Consider the following 22,292-nt stretch of genomic DNA (forward strand, 5'->3'; position numbering starts at 1 on the left):
CATCGACACAGCTGCCCTCAACGCGGTGGTCGAGGGGTACAACGGCCAGGGCACTCAACGACTTCAAGAAGGAGCACAAGTACACGGTCGACGCGGACGAGAAGAACCACTTCTACGCGATCGACCTCGCCAACGCCGAGGGTCTCTACGGCGGTCACAGCGTGGACAAGCACGTCGGCAAGACCGACGAACAGCTCGTCCAGCGGCTGCGTGATCAGCAGATCACCCGCCCGGACGGCTCGGTCCGGCCACAGGCCGCCTCTTCGTTCAAGGATCTCGCGTCAGCGCAGCACTACACGCAGGCGACGATCGACGACGTCGGAAACGCCGAGAAGATCGAGCGGTGGCTCAGCCGCCTGGAACGGCAGCCGGTCGCCAACGAGAATTCCACCCTGACCCTCGACACGTCCTTCACCGAGGTGACAGGGCGCTCGGTCAGCCGGAGCGACTACGACCGGGACGGCCTCAAGGCGACAGCTACCGACGCTCATGGCACCAATGTCGTCCTACGGTACAAGAGGGGCATTGATCCGCCGTTTATCGTGCTCACGTCCATGCCGTCGGCATGACAGCATCCACCACCGCCCGTCATGGGAAGGAACCGCATCCCGGTGACCACGTACACCGACGCCGTCTACGAGAACGGAATTCTCGCCAAGCTGGCCGACGTCCTCGCGGTAGCCCGTGCACGCACCCCGCAGACTCCCGCACGGGACGAGATCGACCGTGTCGTCCGATGGTTGAACAGCGGCGCGGCCATGTCTGCTGCGATGCCCGTCGCGACTCTTGCGGCTCTCGTAGATCTGGTCGCAGAGGAGTTCTCCCAGGGAGCGGAGGCTCGGCTGCCTCAGCCCTTCATGTCTCAACTCGCCCTAGCAGCCGGAGATTCGGATGTACTGGATTTCCTCGGGGCTACGTCCGTGATGCTGCGCGCCTCCCAACGTGACGGGGCGCGGCGATTCGACGATCTTCCCCTGGCGCCTTGGGAGGCCGAGCTCCGTTTCGCGCATCTCCACGCCTTCGCCTGGTGGGTGGAAGGCGATGAGTACGACTCGTTCGAGGATGGCGTCCTCGCCGGTGTGGCCAGCGAGCATCCGTATGGCTGTGCGGACCTCCTCCCCGCTCTGATCGCAGAGTGTCACGCGGTGCTGCTGCTGGAGGCCGACGAAGCGTCTTCGGCCGCGCTCCGGTCGGTGGTGCCCTGGGCAACAGGACCGGTGACCCGCGAGATCCTCCGCCTCGCATCCGCACACCTGGAAGATCACTGAGGTCACCCCCATGCCGCAGCCGAACCGCTCCGCCACCTATCCCGACCGGGAAACCGCCCACTGGGCCACCCAGCACGTGGTCACGGCCAATGAGCAGCAGATCCACCGCTGGCTCGCCCAGTCGACCCGCTCTCGGCTCACCATCGAGGCATCCTGGCCGTCGCGGCCCGATCCGGTTGGCCGGGTGCTGTCGCAGCCGATGATGCTGGCCGACCGTGAACCTGTGGACGTGCGCGCGGCCCGGGTCGTTCTCAGACGTGAGCCGTCCAGCCCGCACGGCTTCGTCGTGCACGCCACCTTCCCGATCCTTCTCTAGAGGTCTGCCCGCCATGCCGATGAGCCCCCTCGAACACGACCACCGCTACGGCGAGCTGGACCAGCTGATGAGGGCGTACGCGGGTCAGCCCGCCGATGACACCGCGGACAGGCCGAGCCTCGCCCTGACCGCGTATCTGCGCCACACCTGGCACACCCGACCCTGGACTCTGGCCCTCTGCGAGTCCCAAGTGCGCGAGTACGCGCGCAATCCTCCTGGCCGGTTGCGGCTGCGGCTCGGGGAGTTCTACCCGGTGCCGGACGTCGGTCTGACCGAATCCGGCGTCCAGAACTGGCTGTTTGTCGTCGCCGATCACATCAGGCACAGCGTCGAGGACGGTGACGTACCACGCCCGTCCGCACCCTCGACGCACTGGGAATGGCACGCATGCTTCCCCGAACTGGCCCAGTTCCTTGGTGGCTGGTTCTCCCAGGACATGCCCGATGAGTTCGACAGTCACGACGCCGCCGTGGACGACTACATGGCGGCGGCCGACCGGAATCTCGTGGCTCGTCTCGCCGGTGAGCTGCACGAGCTGCTCGCCAGTGGACGGGAGGAACCCGATCTCGTAGCCGGGTTGGCCGAGCTGGGCATGGAGGTGGACCCGCCGCCCCCGCTCACACCCAGCGCGTGGTTGGCGCACGTCGCGGCCCGTGTTGCCAGGCCGGTCCCGGGCTACGGCCCGCCCGGACCATGACGCTGGTCAGCCCTCGTACAGCTCCGGCCGCCGGTCCCCGAACACGTCGTTGTGCTCGCCGAGCCGCTTGTCGCGGGCCTGTTCCAGGTCGCAGGCGGCAAGGAGCAGGGCCGGGCCCTCGGTCGGGGCGTGGCCGGCGAGCGGGAAGCCGTCCGGGTCGGCGATCACCGAACCCCCGGTCCATCGCACCCCGCGCTCCTCCCCCGCGCGGTCGCAGGCCGCGACGTACATGCGGTTGACGGCGGCGTCGGCTTGGACGCGGACGGCCTCGGCGGGCCGCTCGCCCTCGGGGCGCGGGAACAGCGGCCAGTTGACGGGCGCGCAGAGCAGTTCGGTGCCGGCCAGGGCGGCGAGCCGGACCCACTCGGGGAACTCCAGGTCGTAGCAGACCATGACGCCGATCCGGCCGACGCCCTCGACGTCGACGACGGGCGGCCGTTCGTCGCCCGGCACGAAGAAGTCCTTCTCCGTGCCGAAGAGATGGGTCTTGCGGTAGACGGCGCGGACGGTGCCGGTGGGGTCGATCAGGACCGCCGAGTTGCGGACCCGGTCGTCCGCGTCCAGCTCCGCCAGGCCCGCCACGAGCGTCACGCCGTGCCGGCGGGCCGCCGCCGACCAGGCGGTGACCGTCGGCCCTTCGACCGGTTCGGCGAGCGCCCGCGCCTCGGCGGCGGACGCGAACACATAGCCGCTGTTGGCGAGTTCGGGCAGGACGACGACGCGGGCGCCGGCGCCCGCCGCCGCCTCGATCGCCTCCTCGGCGGCGGCGAGGTTGGCCGCCACGTCGCCCACGCCGAGGGCGAGCTGGGCACAGGCCACGGTCGTCGTCATGCCACTTCCTCCGTCATCCCAGGTGGGTGGGGGCGAACATGCGCAGCAGCGCGGGGAGCACCACCACGTACGGGCCGGGCTCGGCCAGCGCCTTCGCCAGGTCGGCGCGGAGCGACTCCGGGCTGGTCCTGACGCCGGGGACGCCGAAGGACTCGGCGAGGGCCACGTAGTCGGGGCGGGTCAGCTCGGTCGCCGTGGCCTGGCCGAAGGCGTCCGTCATGTACTCGCGCAGGATGCCGTAGCCGCCGTCGTCGACGATCAGCCAGGTGACGTTCAGGTCGTGCTGGCGGGCGGTGGCGAGCTCCGCGATCGAGTACAGCGCGCCGCCGTCGCCGGAGACCGCGAGGACCGGGGTGGTGGGGTCGGCGGCGGCCGCGCCGAGCGCCGCCGGGAAGCCGTAGCCGAGGCCGCCCGCGCCCTGCGCCGAGTGCATCGCGCCGGGCCAGGCCGACCACGCCCAGTAGGCGAGGATCGTCATGTCCCAGAACGACGGGGAGCCGGCCGGGAGCGCCTCGCGCACGGACGCCAGGACCTGCTGCTCCAGGGTGAGTTCCTGGGCGTCGATGCGCTCGCGGACGGCCTTGAGGACCGCGGCGACGCGCGCCGGGGCGTCGGCGTCGGGCCGCTCGTCGACCGTCTCGACCAGCGCCTGGAGGGCGAGTCTGGCGTCGGCGTGGATGCCCAGGGCCGGGTGGTTGGACTCCAGCTTGCCGGCGTCCGCCTCGATGTGGACGACCCGGCCGCGCGGCTTGAACGTGTGGTAGTTCGAGGAGAGTTCACCGAGTCCCGAGCCGACGACGAGCAGCACGTCGGCGTCCTCCAGGAAGTCGGTGGTGTGCCGGTCCTCCAGCCAGGACTGCAGCGACAGCGGGTGCTCCCACGGGAAGGCGCCCTTGCCGCCGAAGGTCGACACGACCGGCGCGTTGACCCGCTCGGCGAGCGCGAGCAGCTTGCCCGCGGCGTCCGCCCGGACGACACCGCCGCCCGCGATGATCGCCGGCCGCTCCGCCCTGGCGAGCAGGTCGGCGGCGACGGCGGTCAGCTCGGGGCGCGGGACGAGCTCGCGCGGGGTGGCGTCCATCGCCGTGACGACCGGCAGGGTGGTCTGCGCGAGCAGCACGTCCTGCGGGATCTCCACCCACACCGGGCCGTGCGGGGCGCTCAGCGCGGACTCCCAGGCGGCGGCGATGGCCGACGGGATCTGCGACGCCGTGCGGACGGTGTGGACGGACTTGACCACGTCCCGGAACGAGGCCTGCTGGTCGCGCAGCTCGTGCAGATAGCCGTGGCGTCCGCCGCCGAGCCCGGCGACCGGGATCTGGCTGCCGATGGCGAGCACCGGCGCGGACGCGGCGGCCGCCTCCTGGAGCGCGGCGAGCGACATCAGCGAGCCGGGCCCGGTGGACAGCAGCAGCGGCGCGACCTCGCCGGTCACCCGGCCGTACGCGTCCGCGGCGAAGCCCGCGTTGTTCTCGATGCGCAGTCCGACGTAGCGCAGGTCGGAGCGGCGCAGCGCGTCGAACATGCCGAGCGCGTGCTGGCCCGGCAGACCGAACACGGTGGACGCGCCGAGCCCGTGCAGCGTCTCGACGACGAGGTCGCCGCCGTTGCGCCCGGGCGGGGGGTTCAGGGCGGCCTCGGTCTGCGCTGCCGTGGGCCGGAGCTCCAGGTCGTGGTCGTGCGTCATGCGGTTCCGCCTCCGCGGTGGTTCGGGTCTGCGCCTGCTCGCCGTAGGGGGTTCGCTTCGGTCGCGGCCGCGGCTTTCGTCGTGGCTGGTCGCGCAGTTCCCCGCGCCCCTGAAGGCATGCGCTGCGCGCAGCCTTCCCCGATGAGATGCGGAGCATTTCAGGGGCGCGGGGAACTGCGCGACCAGCCCACGACGACCGGTGGCCGCCGACATGACCGAACCCCCTACGGCGAAGGGGCCGGCCCGTCAATTGTCACTCGGCCCGGGCCGACGCGATCTGCCGGGACATGATCGTCGTCAGCTCGTACGCGGTGTGCGACGCGGCGACGGCAGTGATCTCGGCGTGGTCGTACGCGGGCGCCACCTCGACGACGTCCGCCGACACCAGGTTGCACGAGGCGAGGCCGCGGAGGATCTCCAGGAGCTCGCGGGAGGTCATGCCGCCCGCCTCCGGGGTGCCGGTGCCGGGGGCGTGCGCCGGGTCGAGGCAGTCGATGTCGATGGAGATGTACAGCGGGCGGTCGCCGATCCGCTGGCGCAGCTGGTCGGCGACCTCGTCGGCGCCGCGCCGGTAGACGTCGGCGGAGGTGACGATGCCGAAGCCGAGCTTCTCGTCGTCCGTCAGGTCCTGCTTGCCGTACAGCGGGCCGCGGGTGCCCACGTGGGACAGCGCCGACGTGTCGAGGATGCCCTCCTCGACGGCGCGGCGGAACGGCGTGCCGTGGGTGTACTCGGCGCCGAAGTACGTGTCCCAGGTGTCCAGGTGCGCGTCGAAGTGGAGCAGCGCGACCGGGCCGTGCTTCTTCGCGACGGAGCGCAGCAGCGGCAGCGCGATGGTGTGGTCGCCGCCGAGCGTCATCATGCGGGCGCCGGAGCCGAGCAGCTCGTCGGCGGCGGCCTCGATGGTCTCGACGGCCTCGTTGATGTTGAACGGGTTGGCGGCGACGTCACCGGCGTCCGCGACCTGCGCGAGGGAGAACGGCGACGCGTCCTGCGCCGGGTTGTACGGGCGCAGGAGGCGCGACGCCTCACGGATCGCGTTGCCGCCGAAGCGGGCGCCGGGCCGGTAGGAGACACCGGTGTCGAAGGGGACGCCCACGACGGCGACGTCGGCGGCACCGACCTCGTCGAGGCGGGGCAGGCGCGCGAAGGTCGCCGGACCCGCGTACCGCGGGATGCGGGAGGAGTCGACCGGACCGACAGCACCGGTGGGACCGGCGGGAACGCGGGGCGTCTCGAAGCTGTTCATTGCGCGCATGCCTTCTTTCTTACGGGGTTACTGCGGTACGGCGACGGGAGCCGCGTCGGGCTCGGGGGCGCCGCGCCCGGCGAGCCGCTCCCGCCAGTTGGCGAGGACGGCGGCGTCGGTGGGCCGGGTGGCCAGGGACACCACGACGTAGACGACGAGGGAGGCGGTCAGGCCGTAGTAGACGGGCTCGTTGGCGAGGATGCCGTAGTGCCACATCAGGCCGATGACGGAGAGACCGCCGACGACGACGGAGGTGAGGGCGCCGGTGCCGGTGCCGCGCTTCCAGACCAGGCCGCCGAGGATCGGTACCAGCAGTCCTGCGACGAGCAGGTTGTAGGCGACGGTCAGCGCCTCGACGACGTTGTTGAGGATGATCGAGGTGACGATCGCGACGATGCCCAGGACGAGGATGAAGATCCGGTTGCCCTTCACCTCGTCGTGCTCGCCCTCGGGCGCACCCTCCGCGGCGTCCGGCTTGATGCCGCGCAGCCGCTTCCAGATGTCGTTGTTGGCGACGGTGGCGCAGGCGATCAGGGCGCCGGACGACGTCGACATGACGGCGGCCAGGGCGGCGGCGAGGACCAGGCCGCGGATGCCGACCGGGAGTTCGTCCTTGACGATGCGGGCGAACGCCTCGTCGGCGGCGCCGAGCCCGTTCGGGTAGAGCACCTTGGCCGCGGTGCCGATGACCGCGCCGCCGATCGCGTAGACCAGGCAGTAGACGCCGGAGATCGTGCCGCCCCAGCGGGCCACCTTGTCGGTGCGCGCGGTGAACACGCGCTGCCAGATGTCCTGGCCGATGAGCATGCCGAACGTGTAGATCAGCACGTACGTGAAGATCGTCTCGCCGCCGATGCCCAGCGGGTCGAAGTACGAGGTCGGCAGGGACGCCTTCATCTCGCTGAAGCCGCCCGCCTTGACGACGGCCACCGGCAGCAGGATCAGCAGCACGCCGATCGTCTTGACGACGAACTGCACCATGTCGGTGATGGTGATGGACCACATGCCGCCGAGCGTCGAGTAGGCGACGACGATGGCGCCGCCGATGACGATGGCCAGCCAGCGCGGCACGTCGAAGAGGACGTCGAAGATCGTGGCGTAGGCGATGGTGGAGGTCACCACGAGCATCAGCGTGTACGCCCACATCACGATGCCGGAGATCATCCCGGCGCTGCCGCCGTAGCGCAGGTCGAGCATCTCCGAGACGGTGTAGACCTTCAGGCGGGCGATGCGCGCCGAGAAGAACACCGACAGGGCGAGCAGGCCGAAGCCGATGGAGAACACCAGCCAGGCGCCGGACAGGCCGTACTGGTAGCCGAGGCCGACGCCGCCGATGGTGGAGGCGCCGCCGAGCACGACGGCGGCCATGGTGCCGGAGTACATGGCCGGGCCCAGGCGCCGCCCGGCGACCAGGAAGTCGCTCTTGGACTTGGCGCGGCGCATGCCCCACCAGCCCATCGCCAGCATGCCGGCCAGGTAGACGACGATCACGATGTAGTCGACGGCCATGGGACGCCCTCCTTTGCACACCTCAGTGGCGTGTCGTGCACGGAATGTCCGGCTGCGAGGTCCCTCGGGAGGGGCCATCGGCGTCGGGGACATCCGCCCGTACCCGCGCCCACCGGTCCAGACGAATCTAGGTGGCCGAAAAGCAACACTGAAGTGTACGTTTCCTCCACTCCACACCCTTTCAGTAGAGGAACCATCCACCGTGCCGGTGCCCGCCCCCTCCGCACCCCCCACGCCGGGCGTCCCGCTCGCCGCGCTGCTGGCCCGCGCCGACCTGGGCCTGCGCCGGATCGCGGGCCCGGACGGCGCCGACGGCGTCGACGTCACGGTGCACGGGGCGCACACCTCGGAGCTGCCCGATCCGCGCCCCTACCTGCTCGGCGGGGAGCTGCTGCTGACGGCGGGCGTGCAGACCACCGGCGTCTCCTTCGACCCGGAGACACCCTTCGACACGTACGTGGAGCGGGTCGTCGAGGGCGGCGCCACCGCTCTGGGCTTCGGTCTCGCGCCCGTGCACGACACGGTGCCGCCGGGCCTCGTCGAGGCCTGCGACCGGCACGGGCTGCCGCTCGTCGAGGTGCCGCCACGGACCACGTTCAGCGGGATCGCGCGCGCCGTGTGGGATCTGATGGCGCAGGCCAGGCACGCCGAGCTGCGCCGGGTCACCGAGGCGCAGCAGGCCCTCGCGTCGGCGGCGGCACGGCCCGACCCGGTGCGCGCGGTGCTGCGTCAGCTCGCCCAGCGCACCGGCGGGTTCGCGCTCCTGGTCGCGGCGGACGGGGCGGAGCTGCACGACGCGGGGCCGCGGCCCGCGGACCCCGTGCACGCGGCCCTGACCGCGCTGACGCAGGTGGTGCGCCCGCACACCAGCCGGCTGCTGCCCACGCCGGCGTCGGCCGCGGACACGGTCGCGGACGCGCACCTGTCGGCGTACGCGCTGAGCACGGGCGGCGCGCTCGGGCTCGCCACCCGGGGGCGGACGGCCGGCGACCACACGATCGCGGGCGCGGCGGTGGTGCTGCTCTCGCTGCTGGCGGGGGCGCACCGTTCGGCGGACGACACCCAGCGCGCGGCGGCGCTGGTGGACCTGCTGCTCGGCACGGACCGGGCGGAGGCGGCGTCGGCGCTGCTCGGCCCCGGCCTGTGGAAGGTCGTGCACGCCCGCCCGAACACCGCGGCGGTCCCGGCGCCCGCGCTCGGCACCCCGCTGGCCGGGACGTCCGCCGACGGCACGGTGACCCTCGCCCTGGTCCCCGCCGACCAGGAGGTCCCCCCGTACGAGGGCTGCGCGCTCGGCGTCAGCGCGCCCGTCCGCCCGGCCGACCTGCCGCTCGCGGACGCCCAGGCGGCCCACGCCCTGGCCCGGGCCCGCGCGACCCGCACCCCGCTGGTGCGGCACCGCCCCGACGGCACGCCGGCGCCGACCCCGGCCGCGCTCGCCGGTCAGCCGGCGCTCCTGGAGACCCTGCGCACCTGGCTCGCCCTGCACGGCAGTTGGGAGAGCGCGGCGCTCGCCCTCGGCGTGCACCGCAACACGGTGCGCCAGCGCATCGCCCGCTGCGCGTCCCTCCTGGACACGGACCTGGACGACCCCGACGTCCGGATGGAGCTGTGGTTCGCGCTGCGGCACACGTCCTGAGCGGTGGGTCCCACTGTGCGGAACCGATCAACGCCGCACAGCGACCACCGGCACAATGGACCCATGCCGATACCCGGGATTCCCAGCGATACGCCGACCCGCGCCGCCCTGATCGACCACCTCGTCCGCACCCGCATCGCGGGCGACGTGGCCACGCCCCGCGAGAACAACCTCTCCCACTACCGGAAGCTCGCGAACGGCGACCGGAACTTCTGGCTGGGACTCGAACTCGGTGACCGCTGGACCGACGAGCAGGACGTGCTCGCGGTGATGGCCGAGCGCTGCGGGGTGATCGACGACCCGGAGTTCCGCTACGGCCAGGACACCATCGACCCTGAGCTGACGGTCGACGCGCTGGAGCGGATGGCGGCGCGGCTGCGCAAGGCGGCCGAGGACCGCCAGCGCGTCCTGTTCGCGACGGGCCATCCCGGCGGCCTCCTGGACGTGCACCGCGCGACGGCGACGGCGCTGCGGGCGGCGGGCGCCGAGGTCGTGGTGATCCCCGAGGGGCTGGCCACGGAGGAGGGCATGGTCTTCCAGTTCGCCGACGTGGCGATGCTGGAGCGCGGCGCGACGCTGTGGCACACGCACTCGCCCGACCCGATGTCGGCGATCCTCGACGGTCTGGCCCGCGAGGGCCGTCCGCTGCCCGACCTGGTCGTCGCCGACCACGGCTGGGCGGGGTGCGCGGCCCAGCGCGGCCTCGACTCCGTCGGTTACGCGGACTGCAACGATCCGGCGCTGTTCGTGGGGGAGGCGGAGGGCACGATGCAGGTGACGGTCCCCTTGGACGACCACGTCACGAGCCCGCGCCACTACGACCCGATGACGGCCTACCTGCTCTCCGCAGCGGGCCTCCTGGACTAGCCGGCAGCGTGCGGGTGGGTGGGGGCTGGTCGCGCAGTTCCCCGCGCCCCTGAGCGTCTGCCGGGCCGAACTTTCGTCGCGCTCTGCGGGCCGGTGGCGCTTCTCGCGCAGTTCCCCGCGCCCCTGAGCGTCTGCCGGGCCGAACTTTCGTCATGTTCTGCGGGCCGGTGGGGCTTCTCGCGCAGTTCCCCGCGCCCCTGGAAGGCATGCGCTGCGCGCAGCCTTCCCCCGTCGGGGAGATGCCGCACCGAAGGTGCGCATCTCAGGGGCGCGGGGAACTGCGCGACCAGCCACGACGAGACCCACGCTCAAAGAACCGGCCGCCACACGGCGAGACGCACCGCCGGCCCGCAGACGAAGAACCCGCCGCCACCCGGCAGACGCTCCAGGGGCGCGGGGAACTGCGCGATCAGCCCCCCACCCACCCGCACCCGGCCCGCGGCAGACGCGGTGTTCACCAGGGATTGAGGCCCTCCGTGCGGCGCTGGGCGAAACCCGGGGTCGGGTCCAGGTAGACGCGCCGCACCAAGGGGAACCGCTCCCGAAGGCGCCGCGCAGCATCCTCACAGGCCCACTCGATCTGCGCCGCGGTCGACGCGTCCCGGAAGTCGACCTTCGCCGCGACGAGCGCCTCCTGCGGCCCCTGCACCAACGTGGTCAGCTCCAGCACGGCCTCCACGTGCTCCACCCCGAGCAACAGCTCCCGCATCTCCGCCCGGACCCGCTCCGGCAGGGGCCGCCCGACGAGCAGCTGCGCGTTGGACCGCCCGAGCACCCACGCCACCCACAGCAGCAGCAGGCCGATGCACAGCGAGGCGATCCCGTCCCACACCCCGGACCCGGTGAGCTGCCCGCCCAGCAGGCCGCCGGCCGCGATGACGAGTCCGGCGAGCGCGGCGCTGTCCTCCAGGACGACGGCCTTCACGGCGGTGTCGGGCGTGTGCTTCAGATACGTGCCGATGGGCGCCCGCCACCGCGCCGCCTCGCCCCGGGCCTGCTTGACGGCGGTGCGCAGCGAGAACCCCTCCAGGACGAAGGCGATGGCGAGCACGATGTACGACACCAGCGGATTCCCGAGGTCCTCGCCCGCGACGAGCGTGTGGATCCCGTCGTACAGGGAGAAGACCGCGCCGCCCACGAACGTGGCGACGGCGGCGAGGAGCGCCCAGATGTAGCGCTCGCCCCCGTACCCCAGCGGGTGGTCCTCGTCGGCGGGCTTCTCGCTCCGCTTGAGGGAGGTGAGCAGCATCAGCTCGGTGACGGTGTCGGCGAACGAGTGAGCCGCCTCGGAGAGCATCGCGCTGGATCCGCTGATGACGCCGGCGACGGCCTTCGCGAGGGCGATGCCGAGGTTGGCCAGCGCGGCCACGACGACCGTGCCGACGCTCTCCCCGCCCGCGCCCTTCTCGTCCACCGTCACCGCGCCGTCCGCCCTTGCATCCATGTACGGGACGGTATGTCCGATCAGCGCGGAACGCGAACCACGCCTTCCTGGATCACGGTGATCGCGAGCTGTCCTTCCCGGGTGTAGATACGGGCCTGGCCGAGTCCGCGCCCGCCGGACGCGGACGGCGACTCCTGGTCGTAGAGCAGCCATTCGTCGGCGCGGAAGGGCCGGTGGAACCACATGGCGTGGTCGAGGGAGGCCCCCACGACGTCGCCGACGGCCCAGCCGCCGCGCCCGTGGGCGAGCAGCACGGAGTCGAGCAGCGTCATGTCGGAGACGTAGGTGGCGAGGCAGACGTGGAGGAGGTGCGCGTCGATGGCGCCGTCGAGCTTGCCGTTGGTCCGGAACCAGACCTGGGAGCGCGGCGGCTGCGGCTCGCCCACGAAGGCGAACGGCGGCGCGTCCACGTACCGCAGGTCGACGGCCTCGCGGGCTTCCAGCAGCCGCTGCACGACGCCGGGCTCGACGAAGGCGTCGGCGTGGCGCGGCAGGATCTCCGCGGCGGTGGGCAGCGTCTCGGGGTCGGGCGCGGGCGGCATGTCCGCCTGGTGCTCCAGACCTTCCTCGTACGTCTGGAAGGACGCGGAGAGGTGGAAGATCGGCTGCCCGTGCTGGACGGCGACGACGCGGCGCGTGGTGAAGGAGCGGCCGTCGCGGATCCGGTCGACGGTGTAGACGATGGGCGCGCCCGGGTCGCCCGCGACGAGGAAGTACGCGTGCAGGGAGTGGGCGTGCCGGTCGGCCGGGACGGTCCGCCCGGCGGCGACCAGCGCCTGGGCCGCCACCTGCCCGCCGAAGACGCGCGGGACGACGGCGGACCGGGACTGGCCGCGGAAGATGTCCTGCTCGATCTGCTCCAGGTCGAGCAGATCGAGCAGGGACTGAAGTGCCTGATGCATGGGGTCAGTTGTACCCAGCGGTCGTTCTCGGCGGGTTACAGGCCCATGTTCTTCGCGATGATCATCTTCATGACCTCGCTGGTGCCGCCGTAGATGCGGTTGACGCGGTTGTCCGCGTACAGGCGGGCGATCGGGTACTCGTTCATGAAGCCGTAGCCGCCGTGCAGCTGGAGGCAGCGGTCGATGACGCGGTGCGCGACCTCGGTGCAGAACAGCTTCGCGGACGCGGCCTCGGCGGCGGTGAGCTCACCGGCGTCGAGGGCCTCCAGGGCGCGGTCGGCGACGGCCTCGGCGGCGTCCACCTCGGCCTGGCAGGCGGCCAGCTCGAACTTGGTGTTCTGGAAGGACGCGACCGGCTTGCCGAAGACGGTGCGCTCCTGGACGTACTCCTTGGCGAACCGGACGGCGGCCTTGGCCTGCGCGTACGCGCCGTAGGCGATGCCCCAGCGCTCGGAGGCGAGGTTCGTGCCGAGGTAGCCGAAGCCCTTGTTCTCCTCTCCGAGGAGGTCCTCGACGGGCACCTTCACGTCGACGAACGCCAGCTCGGCGGTGTCGGACGTGCGCAGGCCGAGCTTGTCGAGCTTGCGGCCGATGGAGTAGCCCTCGGACTTGGTGTCGACGGCGAAGAGGGAGATGCCGAAGCGGCGGTCCTCGGCGCTCGGCGCGGAGGTGCGCGCGCAGACGATGACGCGGTCCGCGTGCACGCCGCCGGTGATGAAGGTCTTGGCGCCGTTGAGGACGTAGTGCGTACCGTCCTCGGAGAGCTTGGCGGTGGTCTTCATGCCCGCGACGTCGGAGCCGGTGCCCGGCTCGGTCATGGCGAGCGCCCACATCTCCTCGCCCGCGACGAACTTGGGCAGGTAGCGCTTCTTCTGCTCGTCGGTGGCGAGCATCTTGATGTAGGGCAGGGCGAGCAGCACGTGCACGCCGGAGCCGCCGAAGGAGACGCCCGCACGGGCGGTCTCCTCGTACTGGATGGCCTCGAACTTGTGGGTGTCCAGGCCGGCGCCGTCGAACTCCTCGGGCACGTTGATGCCGAACAGGCCGAGCTCGGCCATCTTCGCGTAGAACTCGCGCGGCACGATGCCCTGCTGGAACCACTCGTCGTAGTGGGGGACGACCTCGGCCTCGATGAAGGCGCGCAGGGTCTCCCGGAACGCCTCGTGGTCCTCATTGAAAACGGTACGGCGCACGGAGAACTCTCCCTTGACGACGAGTGTGCAGACAGCGATCAAACGACTAAGCGCTTGCTCAGAGGAACGTTACCGGCCAGTCACCGGAGCGTCCAGAGATACACATCACTCTGCGGCAGCCGCGAAGGCCCCGCGCGCCAACTTGTGCAGCATCTGCGCCGTCGCCGCCCGGCCGGGCAGCGAGCCGGGGCGGCTCAGGTGCGGCGTGGAGTTCAGCAGCCCGAAGACCGCATGCACGGCCACGCGCGCGTGCGGCTCCGCGAGCTCCGGATAGACCTTCCGCACGGACTCCACCCACAGCTCCACGTACTGGCGCTGGAGCTGCCGCACCAGCTTGCGGTCGCTGTCCCGCAGCCGGTCCAGCTCGCGGTCGTGCAGCGTGATCAGGTCGCGGTCGTCGAGGGCGAAGTCGATGTGCCCCTCGATGAGCGAGTCGAGCAGGGCGCCGGGCCCCTGCTCCGCCTCGGCGACGCGCCGCTTGGCGCCGGTCATCAGCTGCCCGCTGATGCCGACGAGCAGCTCGGCGAGCATCGCGTCCTTGCCCGCGAAGTGGCGGTAGAGCCCGGGTCCGCTGATGCCGACCGCGGCTCCTATCTCATCGACCCCGACCCCGTGGAACCCGCGCTCGGCGAAGAGCCGGGCGGCCTCTCGGAGGATCTGCTCGCGACGGGTGGGTGCGTCGGTTCTGGTGGCCATGGAAGCAATTCTAGACAGGGAGGTTAGCGACCGTTAACCTGGAGGAAATCGGTTAACGGTCATTAACTTTTTCCTACATCGCTTCATGACTCGGTGAGGGGACCGCAGGATGCACGAGGCACCGGAGCTGACGAGCGCGGCAGATCCCGCGTCGGAGGCCTGGCGGGCCAATGAGGCGGCGCACCAGGCGCTCGGCGACGAGCTGCGCGCGAAGCTCGCCGCGGCCCGGCTGGGCGGCGGCGAGCGGGCCAGGGCGCGGCACACCGCCCGCGGCAAGCTGCTGCCGCGCGACCGCGTGGACACGTTGCTCGACCCGGGCTCGCCGTTCCTGGAGCTGGCGCCGCTGGCGGCGGACGGGATGTACGAGGGACAGGCACCGGCCGCCGGGGTGATCGCCGGGATCGGGCGGGTGAGCGGCCGCGAGTGCGTGGTCGTCGCCAATGACGCGACGGTCAAGGGCGGCACGTACTACCCGATGACGGTGAAGAAGCACCTGCGCGCCCAGGAGGTCGCGCTGGAGAACCGGCTGCCGTGCGTCTATCTGGTGGACTCCGGCGGCGCCTTCCTGCCGATGCAGGACGACGTCTTCCCGGACCGCGAGCACTTCGGGCGGATCTTCTACAACCAGGCGCGGATGTCCGGCGCGGGCATCCCGCAGATCGCGGCGGTGCTCGGGTCGTGCACGGCGGGCGGCGCGTACGTCCCGGCGATGAGCGACGAGGCCGTGATCGTGCGCAATCAGGGCACGATCTTCCTGGGCGGCCCGCCGCTGGTGAAGGCGGCCACCGGCGAGGTGGTGACGGCCGAGGAGCTGGGCGGCGGCGAGGTCCACTCGCGGGTCTCCGGGGTGACGGACCACCTCGCGGAGGACGACGCGCACGCGCTGCGCATCGTGCGGACCATCGTCTCCACGCTGCCGGAGCGCGGCCCGCTGCCGTGGTCCGTGCGGACGGCGATCGAGCCGAAGGTGGACCCCGCGGGTCTGTACGGCGCGGTCCCCGTCGACTCGCGCACGCCCTACGACGTCCGCGAGGTGATCGCGCGCGTCGTCGACGGCTCGCGGTTCGCCGAGTTCAAGTCCGAGTTCGGCCAGACGCTGGTCACCGGCTTCGCCCGGATCCACGGCCACCAGGTCGGCATCGTCGCGAACAACGGCATCCTGTTCGCCGAATCCGCCCAGAAGGGCGCCCACTTCATCGAGCTGTGCGACCAGCGCGGCATCCCGCTGCTGTTCCTGCAGAACATCTCGGGCTTCATGGTCGGCCGGGACTACGAGGCGGGTGGCATCGCCAAGCACGGCGCCAAGATGGTCACGGCGGTGGCCTGCACGCGCGTGCCGAAGCTGACGGTCGTGATCGGCGGCTCGTACGGCGCGGGCAACTACTCGATGTGCGGCCGGGCGTACTCCCCCCGCTTCCTGTGGATGTGGCCCGGCGCCAAGATCTCGGTGATGGGCGGCGAGCAGGCCGCCTCCGTCCTCGCGACGGTCAAGCGCGACCAGCTGGAGGCGCGCGGCGAGGACTGGTCGGCCGAGGACGAGGAGTCGTTCAAGGCGCCGATCCGCGCCCAGTACGAGACGCAGGGCAGTGCCTATTACGCGACGGCCCGCCTCTGGGACGACGGCGTGATCGACCCGATGGAGACCCGCCAGGTCCTCGGCCTGGCCCTGACCGCGTGTGCCAACGCGCCGCTGCCGGAGAAGTCCGGCGGGTTCGGCGTCTTCCGGATGTGAGGGGAGGACTTCAGACGATGAGCATGTTCGAGACCGTACTCGTGGCCAACCGCGGCGAGATCGCCGTCCGCGTCATCCGCACGCTGCGGGAGCTCGGTGTCCGCTCGGTCGCCGTGTACAGCGACGCCGACGCGGACGCCCGGCACGTACGTGAGGCCGACGAGGCCGTGCGGATCGGGCCGCCCCCGGCCGGCGAGAGCTATCTGTCCGTGGAGGCCCTCCTGGCGGCGGCCGCCGAGACGGGCGCCCAGGCGGTGCATCCGGGCTACGGCTTCCTGGCGGAGAACGCCGCGTTCGCGCGGGCCTGCGAGGAGGCGGGCCTGGTCTTCATCGGCCCGTCCGCCGACGCCATCGCCCTGATGGGCGACAAGATCCGCGCCAAGGAGACCGTGGACGCGGCCGGGGTCCCGGTCGTCCCGGGCGGCCGCGACCCCGAGCTGGCGCAGGCGGCCCGCGAGCTGGGCGCACCCGTCCTGCTCAAGCCGTCCGCGGGCGGCGGCGGCAAGGGCATGCGGCTCGTCCGCGACCTGACCGCCCTGGAGGAGGAGATCGCGGCGGCCCGCCGCGAGGCCCGCGCCTCCTTCGGCGACGACACGCTCCTCGTGGAGCGCTGGATCGACCGCCCCCGGCACATCGAGATCCAGGTCCTCGCCGACGCCCACGGGAACGTGGTGCACCTCGGCGAGCGCGAGTGCTCCCTCCAGCGCCGCCACCAGAAGATCGTCGAGGAGGCGCCGAGCGTCCTGCTCGACGAGGCCACGCGCGCGGCGATGGGCGCGGCGGCCGTGGAGGCGGCCCGCAGCTGCGGCTACCGCGGCGCGGGCACGGTGGAGTTCATCGTGCCGGGCGAGGACCCGTCCTCGTACTACTTCATGGAGATGAACACCCGCCTCCAGGTCGAGCACCCGGTGACCGAGCTGATCACCGGCATCGACCTGGTGGAGTGGCAGCTGCGGGTCGCGGCGGGCGAGCGGCTCCCGTTCGCCCAGCAGGACATCACCCTCACCGGCCACGCGGTCGAGGCCCGCCTGTGCGCCGAGGACCCCGCGCGCGGGTTCCTGCCCTCCGGCGGCACGGTCCTCGCCCTGCACGAGCCCGAGGGCGACGGCGTGCGCACCGACTCCGGCCTCACCGAGGGCACCGAGGTCTCCTCGCTGTACGACCCGATGCTCGCGAAGGTCATCGCGTACGGCCCCGACCGGGACACGGCGCTGCGCAGACTGCGGGCCGCGCTGGCCCGCACGGTGACGCTCGGCGTGCCGACGAACGCCGGGTTCCTGCGCCGGCTGCTGGCCCATCCGGCGGTCGTGGCGGGCGAGCTGGACACCGGCCTCGTGGAGCGCGAGGCGGACGCCCTGGCCGACCCGGGCGTCCCCCCGGAGATCTACGCGGCGGCGGGCGCCCTGCGCCAGCGGCGGCTCGCGCCACCGGCGGCCGACGGCTGGGCCGACCCCTTCTCCCGCCCGACCGGCTGGCGCCTCGGCGGCGAGCCGGCCTGGACCGTGCACCACGTGAAGGCCACCGGCCACGGCCCGGTCGAGGTCCGGGTGCGCGGCACGGAGGTCCTGGTGGACGGCGCCCCGGCCACCCCCGCCCGCCTCACGGCCGCCGCCGGCGACTGGCTGGCCCGCGACGGGGACGCCTGGCACGTCCAGGACCACGACCCGGTCGCGGCGAGCCTGACCGGCGCGGGCTCGGGCGGCGCCGGTTCCCTGACGGCACCGATGCCCGGCACGGTGACCGTGGTGAAGGTCTCGGTCGGCGACGAAGTGACCGAGGGCCAGAGCCTGTTGGTGGTGGAGGCGATGAAGATGGAGCACGTCATCGCGGCCCCCCACGCGGGCGTGATCACCGAACTGGACGTGACACCGGGAACGACGGTGGCGATGGACCAGATCCTGGCTGTGGTCGACCCTTCCAGTGCCGCGGAGGAAAGCGCCCCGCCAGGGGCGCGGGGAACTGCGCGAGCAACCACGACGGCGCCGCACGCAGCGGACAGCCCAACCACCCACGGCGAGAAGACCCCGGAGGAGGCCGCCCGATGACGCTCCCGATGACCGTCCCCGTCCAGGGCCTCCCGCCCAGGATCCGCATCCACGAGGTGGGCCCGCGGGACGGCCTGCAGAACGAGAAGTCGACGGTGCCCACGGAGGTCAAGGCGGAGTTCGTCCACCGCCTGGCCGCCGCGGGCCTCAGCACGATCGAGACGACCAGCTTCGTGCACCCCAAGTGGGTGCCCCAACTCGCGGACGCGGAGGCCCTGTTCCCCCTCGTCCAGGACCTCGCCGGCGACGGCGTGCACCTCCCCGTACTCGTACCGAACGAGCGGGGCCTCGACCGGGCCCTCGCGCTCGGCGCGCACCGCATCGCCGTGTTCGCCAGCGCCACCGAGTCCTTCGCGAAGGCCAATCTGAACCGCACGGTGGCCGAGTCCCTCGCCGTGTTCGAGCCGGTCGTGGCGCGGGCCAAGGCGGAGCGGGCGCACGTCCGCGGCTACCTCTCCATGTGCTTCGGCGACCCGTGGGAGGGCGCGGTCCCCGTCCACCAGGTCGTCTCGGTCGCCAAGTCCCTGCTGGACATGGGCTGCGACGAGCTGAGCCTGGGCGACACGATCGGCGTGGCCACCCCCGGCCACGTCCAGGCGCTGCTCGCGGAGCTGAACGAGGAGGGCGTGCCGACGAACACGATCGGCGTGCACTTCCACGACACGTACGGCCAGGCCCTCGCCAACACGCTGGCCGCGCTGCAGCACGGCGTCACCACGGTCGACGCGTCCGCGGGCGGCCTCGGCGGCTGCCCGTACGCGAAGAGCGCCACCGGCAACCTCGCCACCGAAGACCTCGTCTGGATGCTGCAAGGACTCGGCATCGAGACCGGGGTGGACCTCGGCCGTCTCACCGCCACCAGCGCGTGGATGGCCCGGCACCTGGGCCGACCCAGCCCGTCCCGCACCGTTCGCGCCCTCGCACCCGAGGCACAGTCCCCGCAGGAGCAGTGAGACACGATGGACCACCACCTCTCCCCCGAGCACGAGGAACTCCGGCGCACCGTCGAGGAGTTCGCGCACGACGTCGTCGCGCCGAAGATCGGCGACTTCTACGAGCGGCACGAGTTCCCGTACGAGATCGTGCGCGAGATGGGCCGCATGGGCCTGTTCGGGCTGCCGTTCCCCGAGGAGTACGGCGGCATGGGCGGCGACTACCTGGCGCTCGGCATCGCGCTGGAGGAGCTGGCCCGGGTCGACTCGTCCGTGGCGATCACCCTGGAGGCCGGGGTGTCGCTCGGCGCGATGCCGCTGCACCTCTTCGGCACCGAGGAGCAGAAGCGGGAGTGGCTGCCGCGGCTGTGCGCCGGGGAGATGCTGGGCGCGTTCGGGCTGACCGAGCCGGAGGCCGGATCGGACGCGGGCGGCACGCGCACGACGGCCGTGCGGGACGAGTCAACCGGCGACTGGGTCATCAACGGCACGAAGTGCTTCATCACCAACTCCGGTACGGACATCACGGGGTTGGTGACGGTCACGGCCGTGACGGGCCGCACGGCGGACGGCAAGCCGCTGATCTCGTCGATCATCGTGCCGTCCGGGACGCCGGGGTTCACGGTCGCGGCGCCGTACTCGAAGGTGGGGTGGAACGCGTCGGACACCCGGGAGCTCCACTTCGCCGACGTGCGGGTGCCGGCGGCGAACCTGGTGGGCGAGGAGGGGCGCGGCTTCGCGCAGTTCCTGCGGATCCTCGACGAGGGCCGGATCGCGATCTCCGCGCTGGCCACCGGTCTCGCCCAGGGCTGTGTGGACGAGTCGGTGAAGTACGCCAAGGAGCGCCATGCGTTCGGGCGCAGCATCGGCGGCTACCAGGCGATCCAGTTCAAGATCGCCGACATGGAGATGAAGGCGCACACGGCGCGGCTCGCCTGGCGGGACGCGGCGTCGCGGCTGGTGTCCGGGGAGCCGTTCAAGAAGGAGGCGGCGCTCGCGAAGCTGTACTCGTCGACGGTCGCCGTGGACAACGCGCGCGAGGCGACGCAGATCCACGGCGGGTACGGCTTCATGAACGAGTATCCGGTGGCCCGGATGTGGCGGGACTCCAAGATCCTGGAGATCGGGGAGGGCACGAGCGAGGTCCAGCGGATGCTGATCGCCCGCGAACTCGGGCTCACTTCCTAGGGCCTGTCGGCCGGCCTCCGCACGGGCGCGGGGGCCGGTCACCGGGCAGAGTCTGCCCGCCCCCTGGACATGCCAGGAACTTAGGTTAACCTACCCTCAGTTCCACGACCCAGTCCGGCCGTCGATCCGGCACGTCCGAAAGCAGCCCGTCATGCCCAACGCCCGACTGTCCCGCCCCTCCCGCCGCGGCATCCTCGCCGCCGGCGGCGCCCTCGGCCTCGGCGCCGTGCTTGCCGCCTGCGGCGACGACGGCGCGAAAGACAGCGGTTCGGACTCGACGCAGGCCGCGAAGAAGTCCGGCCCCTGGTCCTTCAAGGACGACCGCGGCACGACCGTGAAGCTGGACAAGGTCCCGGCGAACATCGTCGCCTTCACCGGCGTCGGCGCCGCGCTCTTCGACTACGGCGTGCAGGTCAAGGGCGTCTTCGGCCCGACCACCACCAAGGGCGGCAAGGCCGACGTCCAGGCCGGCGACATGGACGTCTCCAAGGTCACCGTCATCGGCAACGAGTGGGGCCAGTTCAACATCGAGAAGTACGCGGGCCTCGCCCCCGACGTGCTGATCACCACGATGTTCGACGACGCCGGCACCCTCTGGTACGTCCCGGAGGAGTCCGCGAAGAAGGTCGCCAAGCTCGCCCCGAGCGTCGGCATCTCGGTCTTCGACCGCAAGCTGGACGAGCCGCTGCAGCGCATGTACGCGCTGGCCGAGTCGCTCGGCGCGGACCTGAAGGCCGACAAGGTCGTCAAGGCGAAGGCCCGCTTCGAGGCCGCCGCGGCCCGGCTGCGCAAGGCCGCCAAGGCGCACCCCGACATCAAGGTCATGGCCGGCTCCGCGAGCCCGGACATCTTCTACGTGTCCGGCACGGACCTCTCCATCGACCTGGAGTACTTCGAGTCCCTCGGCGTGAACTTCGTGGAGCCCACCGAGGCCGCGAAGAAGGCGTCCGGCGGCTGGTTCGAGAACCTGAGCTGGGAGAACGTCGACAAGCACCCGGCCGACATCATCATGATGGACGACCGCGCGCAGGCCATCCAGCCGGCCGACATCGACGAGCCGACCTGGAAGAAGCTGCCCGCGGTCAAGGCCGGCCAGGTCATCGCCCGCTCCCCCGAGCCGATCCTCTCCTACGACAAGTGCGCCCCGCTCCTGGAGAACCTCGCCAAGGCGATCGAGACGGCGAAGAAGGTGTCCTGACCCGATGACGCAGACGGCCGAAGCCCCCGCGGCAGCCCCTTACAAGATGTTCGATTTCTTCGATCTGGAAGTGGTCCGCACGCGGCGGCTCGGTCCGTCGCTGCTCAGGGTCACTTTCACCGGCCCCGCCCTCGCCGGTTTCCACGGCGGCGGCCGGGACCAGTCGCTCTCCCTCTTCCTGCCGCACCCCGGCCAGGACGCCCCCGTCCTGCCGCCGGTCGAGCCGGGCGACGACGGCCGCGCCTGGCACGCGGCGTACCGGGCGATCCCGGACCACGAGCGGGCGGTCATGCGCTCGTACACGCTCAGCGGCCAGCGCCGCGAGCCCGCCGAGGAAGTCGACATCGACTTCGTGCTGCACAACGACGACCCGGCGTCGGCCGGACCCGCCTGCCGCTGGGCGGAGGCCGCGCGGCCCGGCTCCCGGGTCGCCGTGCTCGGCCCGGCGGCCGTCGACAACACCGCGGTGCGCTGCCGCCCCCAGGAGAACTTCGACCACATCCTGATGTGGGGCGACGAGACGGCGCTGCCCGCCGCCCTCGGGGTGCTCGCCTGGCTGCCCGCCACCGTCTCCGCGCACGTCTGGCTGGAGGTCCCGCACCGCGAGGACGTCCAGCCGGTGCTGACGGCGGCCGACGTCACCGTGACCTGGCTGGTGCGGGCCGAGGGCGCGCCGAGCGTGCTCGACTCCGTGCGCGCGACCGAACTCCCCGACGCCTCCAGCCCGTACGCCTGGCTCGCGGGCGAGTCCGGGACGATGAAGGAGCTGCGCCGCCACCTCGTGCGCGAGCGCGGCTACGACAAGCGGGCGGTGACGTTCGTCGGGTACTGGCGGCGCGGTCTGAGCGAGGACGCGCTGCGGGAGCAACCCGCCGCCGCATAAGGGCGATTCGGCCACA

At 72.0% G+C, this 22,292-nt stretch carries 21 protein-coding genes; 12 read left to right on the forward strand and 9 right to left on the reverse strand.

The features are described 5' to 3' along the window. The first annotated feature begins 161 nt into the window (after positions 1–161). Genes RBJ77_RS52300 through RBJ77_RS52315 form a run of 4 tightly spaced genes read left to right on the forward strand, consistent with a single transcriptional unit; the run spans position 162 to position 2,281 of the window. Positions 162–569, forward strand: coding sequence for an RNase A-like domain-containing protein (locus tag RBJ77_RS52300; RefSeq protein WP_372351412.1), 408 nt, complete (start codon positions 162–164; stop codon positions 567–569). Between the two features lie 42 nt (positions 570–611). Beyond that, entirely contained in the window at positions 612–1,268 is a 657-nt protein-coding gene (locus RBJ77_RS52305; protein WP_372351413.1) for a hypothetical protein, read from the forward strand. A 10-nt stretch (positions 1,269–1,278) separates the two neighbouring features. Then, complete coding sequence (locus tag RBJ77_RS52310; RefSeq protein ID WP_372351414.1) at positions 1,279–1,584, forward strand: RNase A-like domain-containing protein; 306 nt, start codon at positions 1,279–1,281, stop codon at positions 1,582–1,584. Positions 1,585–1,597: 13 nt separating this feature from the next. Continuing rightward, positions 1,598–2,281 carry a contact-dependent growth inhibition system immunity protein gene (locus tag RBJ77_RS52315; RefSeq protein WP_372351415.1) on the forward strand — a complete coding sequence of 228 codons (684 nt, stop codon included), beginning with the start codon at positions 1,598–1,600 and terminating at the stop codon, positions 2,279–2,281. Positions 2,282–2,287: 6 nt separating this feature from the next. Here the strand turns inward: RBJ77_RS52315 and RBJ77_RS52320 are convergent, their stop codons facing one another. The 4 genes from RBJ77_RS52320 to RBJ77_RS52335 all read right to left on the reverse strand — a co-directional run bounded on the left by RBJ77_RS52320 (position 2,288) and on the right by RBJ77_RS52335 (position 7,557). Continuing rightward, complete coding sequence (locus RBJ77_RS52320) at positions 2,288–3,112, reverse strand: nitrilase-related carbon-nitrogen hydrolase (RefSeq protein ID WP_372351416.1); 825 nt, start codon at positions 3,110–3,112, stop codon at positions 2,288–2,290. 13 nt (positions 3,113–3,125) lie between these two features. After that, positions 3,126–4,799, reverse strand: coding sequence for a thiamine pyrophosphate-binding protein (locus RBJ77_RS52325; protein ID WP_372351417.1), 1,674 nt, complete (start codon positions 4,797–4,799; stop codon positions 3,126–3,128). A 253-nt stretch (positions 4,800–5,052) separates the two neighbouring features. Then, positions 5,053–6,048: an agmatinase gene (speB, locus tag RBJ77_RS52330; protein ID WP_255973458.1), complete on the reverse strand. Its 996-nt coding sequence runs from the start codon at positions 6,046–6,048 to the stop codon at positions 5,053–5,055. A gap of 27 nt (positions 6,049–6,075) precedes the next feature. Further along, positions 6,076–7,557 carry a sodium:solute symporter gene (locus tag RBJ77_RS52335; RefSeq protein WP_372351418.1) on the reverse strand — a complete coding sequence of 494 codons (1,482 nt, stop codon included), beginning with the start codon at positions 7,555–7,557 and terminating at the stop codon, positions 6,076–6,078. 202 nt (positions 7,558–7,759) lie between these two features. Between RBJ77_RS52335 and RBJ77_RS52340 the strand changes: the two genes are divergently transcribed. Then, complete coding sequence (locus tag RBJ77_RS52340) at positions 7,760–9,196, forward strand: PucR family transcriptional regulator (RefSeq protein ID WP_372351419.1); 1,437 nt, start codon at positions 7,760–7,762, stop codon at positions 9,194–9,196. A 63-nt stretch (positions 9,197–9,259) separates the two neighbouring features. Continuing rightward, entirely contained in the window at positions 9,260–10,063 is an 804-nt protein-coding gene (locus RBJ77_RS52345; protein WP_372351420.1) for a phosphatase, read from the forward strand. Positions 10,064–10,371: 308 nt separating this feature from the next. On the opposite strand, the gene RBJ77_RS52350 is transcribed toward RBJ77_RS52345, so the two are convergent. The 5 genes from RBJ77_RS52350 to RBJ77_RS52370 all read right to left on the reverse strand — a co-directional run bounded on the left by RBJ77_RS52350 (position 10,372) and on the right by RBJ77_RS52370 (position 14,298). Continuing rightward, positions 10,372–10,521 carry a hypothetical protein gene (locus RBJ77_RS52350; protein ID WP_372351421.1) on the reverse strand — a complete coding sequence of 50 codons (150 nt, stop codon included), beginning with the start codon at positions 10,519–10,521 and terminating at the stop codon, positions 10,372–10,374. Further along, positions 10,518–11,507 (reverse strand): cation diffusion facilitator family transporter, encoded by a 990-nt coding sequence (locus RBJ77_RS52355; protein WP_372351422.1) that lies wholly within the window; start codon positions 11,505–11,507, stop codon positions 10,518–10,520. Before RBJ77_RS52355 ends, RBJ77_RS52350 begins: the two co-directional genes overlap by 4 nt. 20 nt (positions 11,508–11,527) lie before the next feature. Continuing rightward, positions 11,528–12,409 (reverse strand): acyl-CoA thioesterase, encoded by an 882-nt coding sequence (locus RBJ77_RS52360; protein ID WP_372351423.1) that lies wholly within the window; start codon positions 12,407–12,409, stop codon positions 11,528–11,530. Between the two features lie 35 nt (positions 12,410–12,444). After that, the gene (locus RBJ77_RS52365; RefSeq protein WP_255973431.1) at positions 12,445–13,602 is read right to left on the reverse strand and encodes an acyl-CoA dehydrogenase family protein; all 1,158 of its coding nucleotides are present in this window, start codon (positions 13,600–13,602) and stop codon (positions 12,445–12,447) included. A 105-nt stretch (positions 13,603–13,707) separates the two neighbouring features. Next, positions 13,708–14,298, reverse strand: a complete 591-nt coding sequence (locus tag RBJ77_RS52370) for a TetR/AcrR family transcriptional regulator (protein ID WP_372351424.1) — start codon at positions 14,296–14,298, stop codon at positions 13,708–13,710. 109 nt (positions 14,299–14,407) lie between these two features. Here RBJ77_RS52370 and RBJ77_RS52375 point away from each other — a divergent pair, with 109 nt between their 5' ends. From RBJ77_RS52375 to RBJ77_RS52400, 6 genes are all read left to right on the forward strand, one after another. Next, the gene (locus RBJ77_RS52375) at positions 14,408–16,030 is read left to right on the forward strand and encodes a carboxyl transferase domain-containing protein (RefSeq protein WP_372351425.1); all 1,623 of its coding nucleotides are present in this window, start codon (positions 14,408–14,410) and stop codon (positions 16,028–16,030) included. 23 nt (positions 16,031–16,053) lie between these two features. Then, a complete protein-coding gene (locus RBJ77_RS52380; protein ID WP_372351426.1) occupies positions 16,054–18,075 on the forward strand; it encodes an acetyl-CoA carboxylase biotin carboxylase subunit in 2,022 nt (673 codons plus the stop codon). Further along, positions 18,072–19,028, forward strand: a complete 957-nt coding sequence (locus tag RBJ77_RS52385) for a hydroxymethylglutaryl-CoA lyase (protein ID WP_372351427.1) — start codon at positions 18,072–18,074, stop codon at positions 19,026–19,028. The genes RBJ77_RS52380 and RBJ77_RS52385 overlap by 4 nt, the downstream gene beginning before the upstream one ends. Positions 19,029–19,034: 6 nt before the next feature. Continuing rightward, a complete protein-coding gene (locus RBJ77_RS52390; protein WP_255973425.1) occupies positions 19,035–20,195 on the forward strand; it encodes an acyl-CoA dehydrogenase family protein in 1,161 nt (386 codons plus the stop codon). Between the two features lie 151 nt (positions 20,196–20,346). Continuing rightward, a complete protein-coding gene (locus tag RBJ77_RS52395; protein ID WP_372351428.1) occupies positions 20,347–21,393 on the forward strand; it encodes an ABC transporter substrate-binding protein in 1,047 nt (348 codons plus the stop codon). Between the two features lie 4 nt (positions 21,394–21,397). Further along, positions 21,398–22,276 carry a siderophore-interacting protein gene (locus RBJ77_RS52400; RefSeq protein WP_372351429.1) on the forward strand — a complete coding sequence of 293 codons (879 nt, stop codon included), beginning with the start codon at positions 21,398–21,400 and terminating at the stop codon, positions 22,274–22,276. Positions 22,277–22,292: the final 16 nt, after the last annotated feature.

Source organism: Streptomyces sp. KL116D (assembly GCF_030766975.1).
GTDB classification, from domain to species: Bacteria; Actinomycetota; Actinomycetes; order Streptomycetales; family Streptomycetaceae; genus Streptomyces; species Streptomyces longispororuber_A.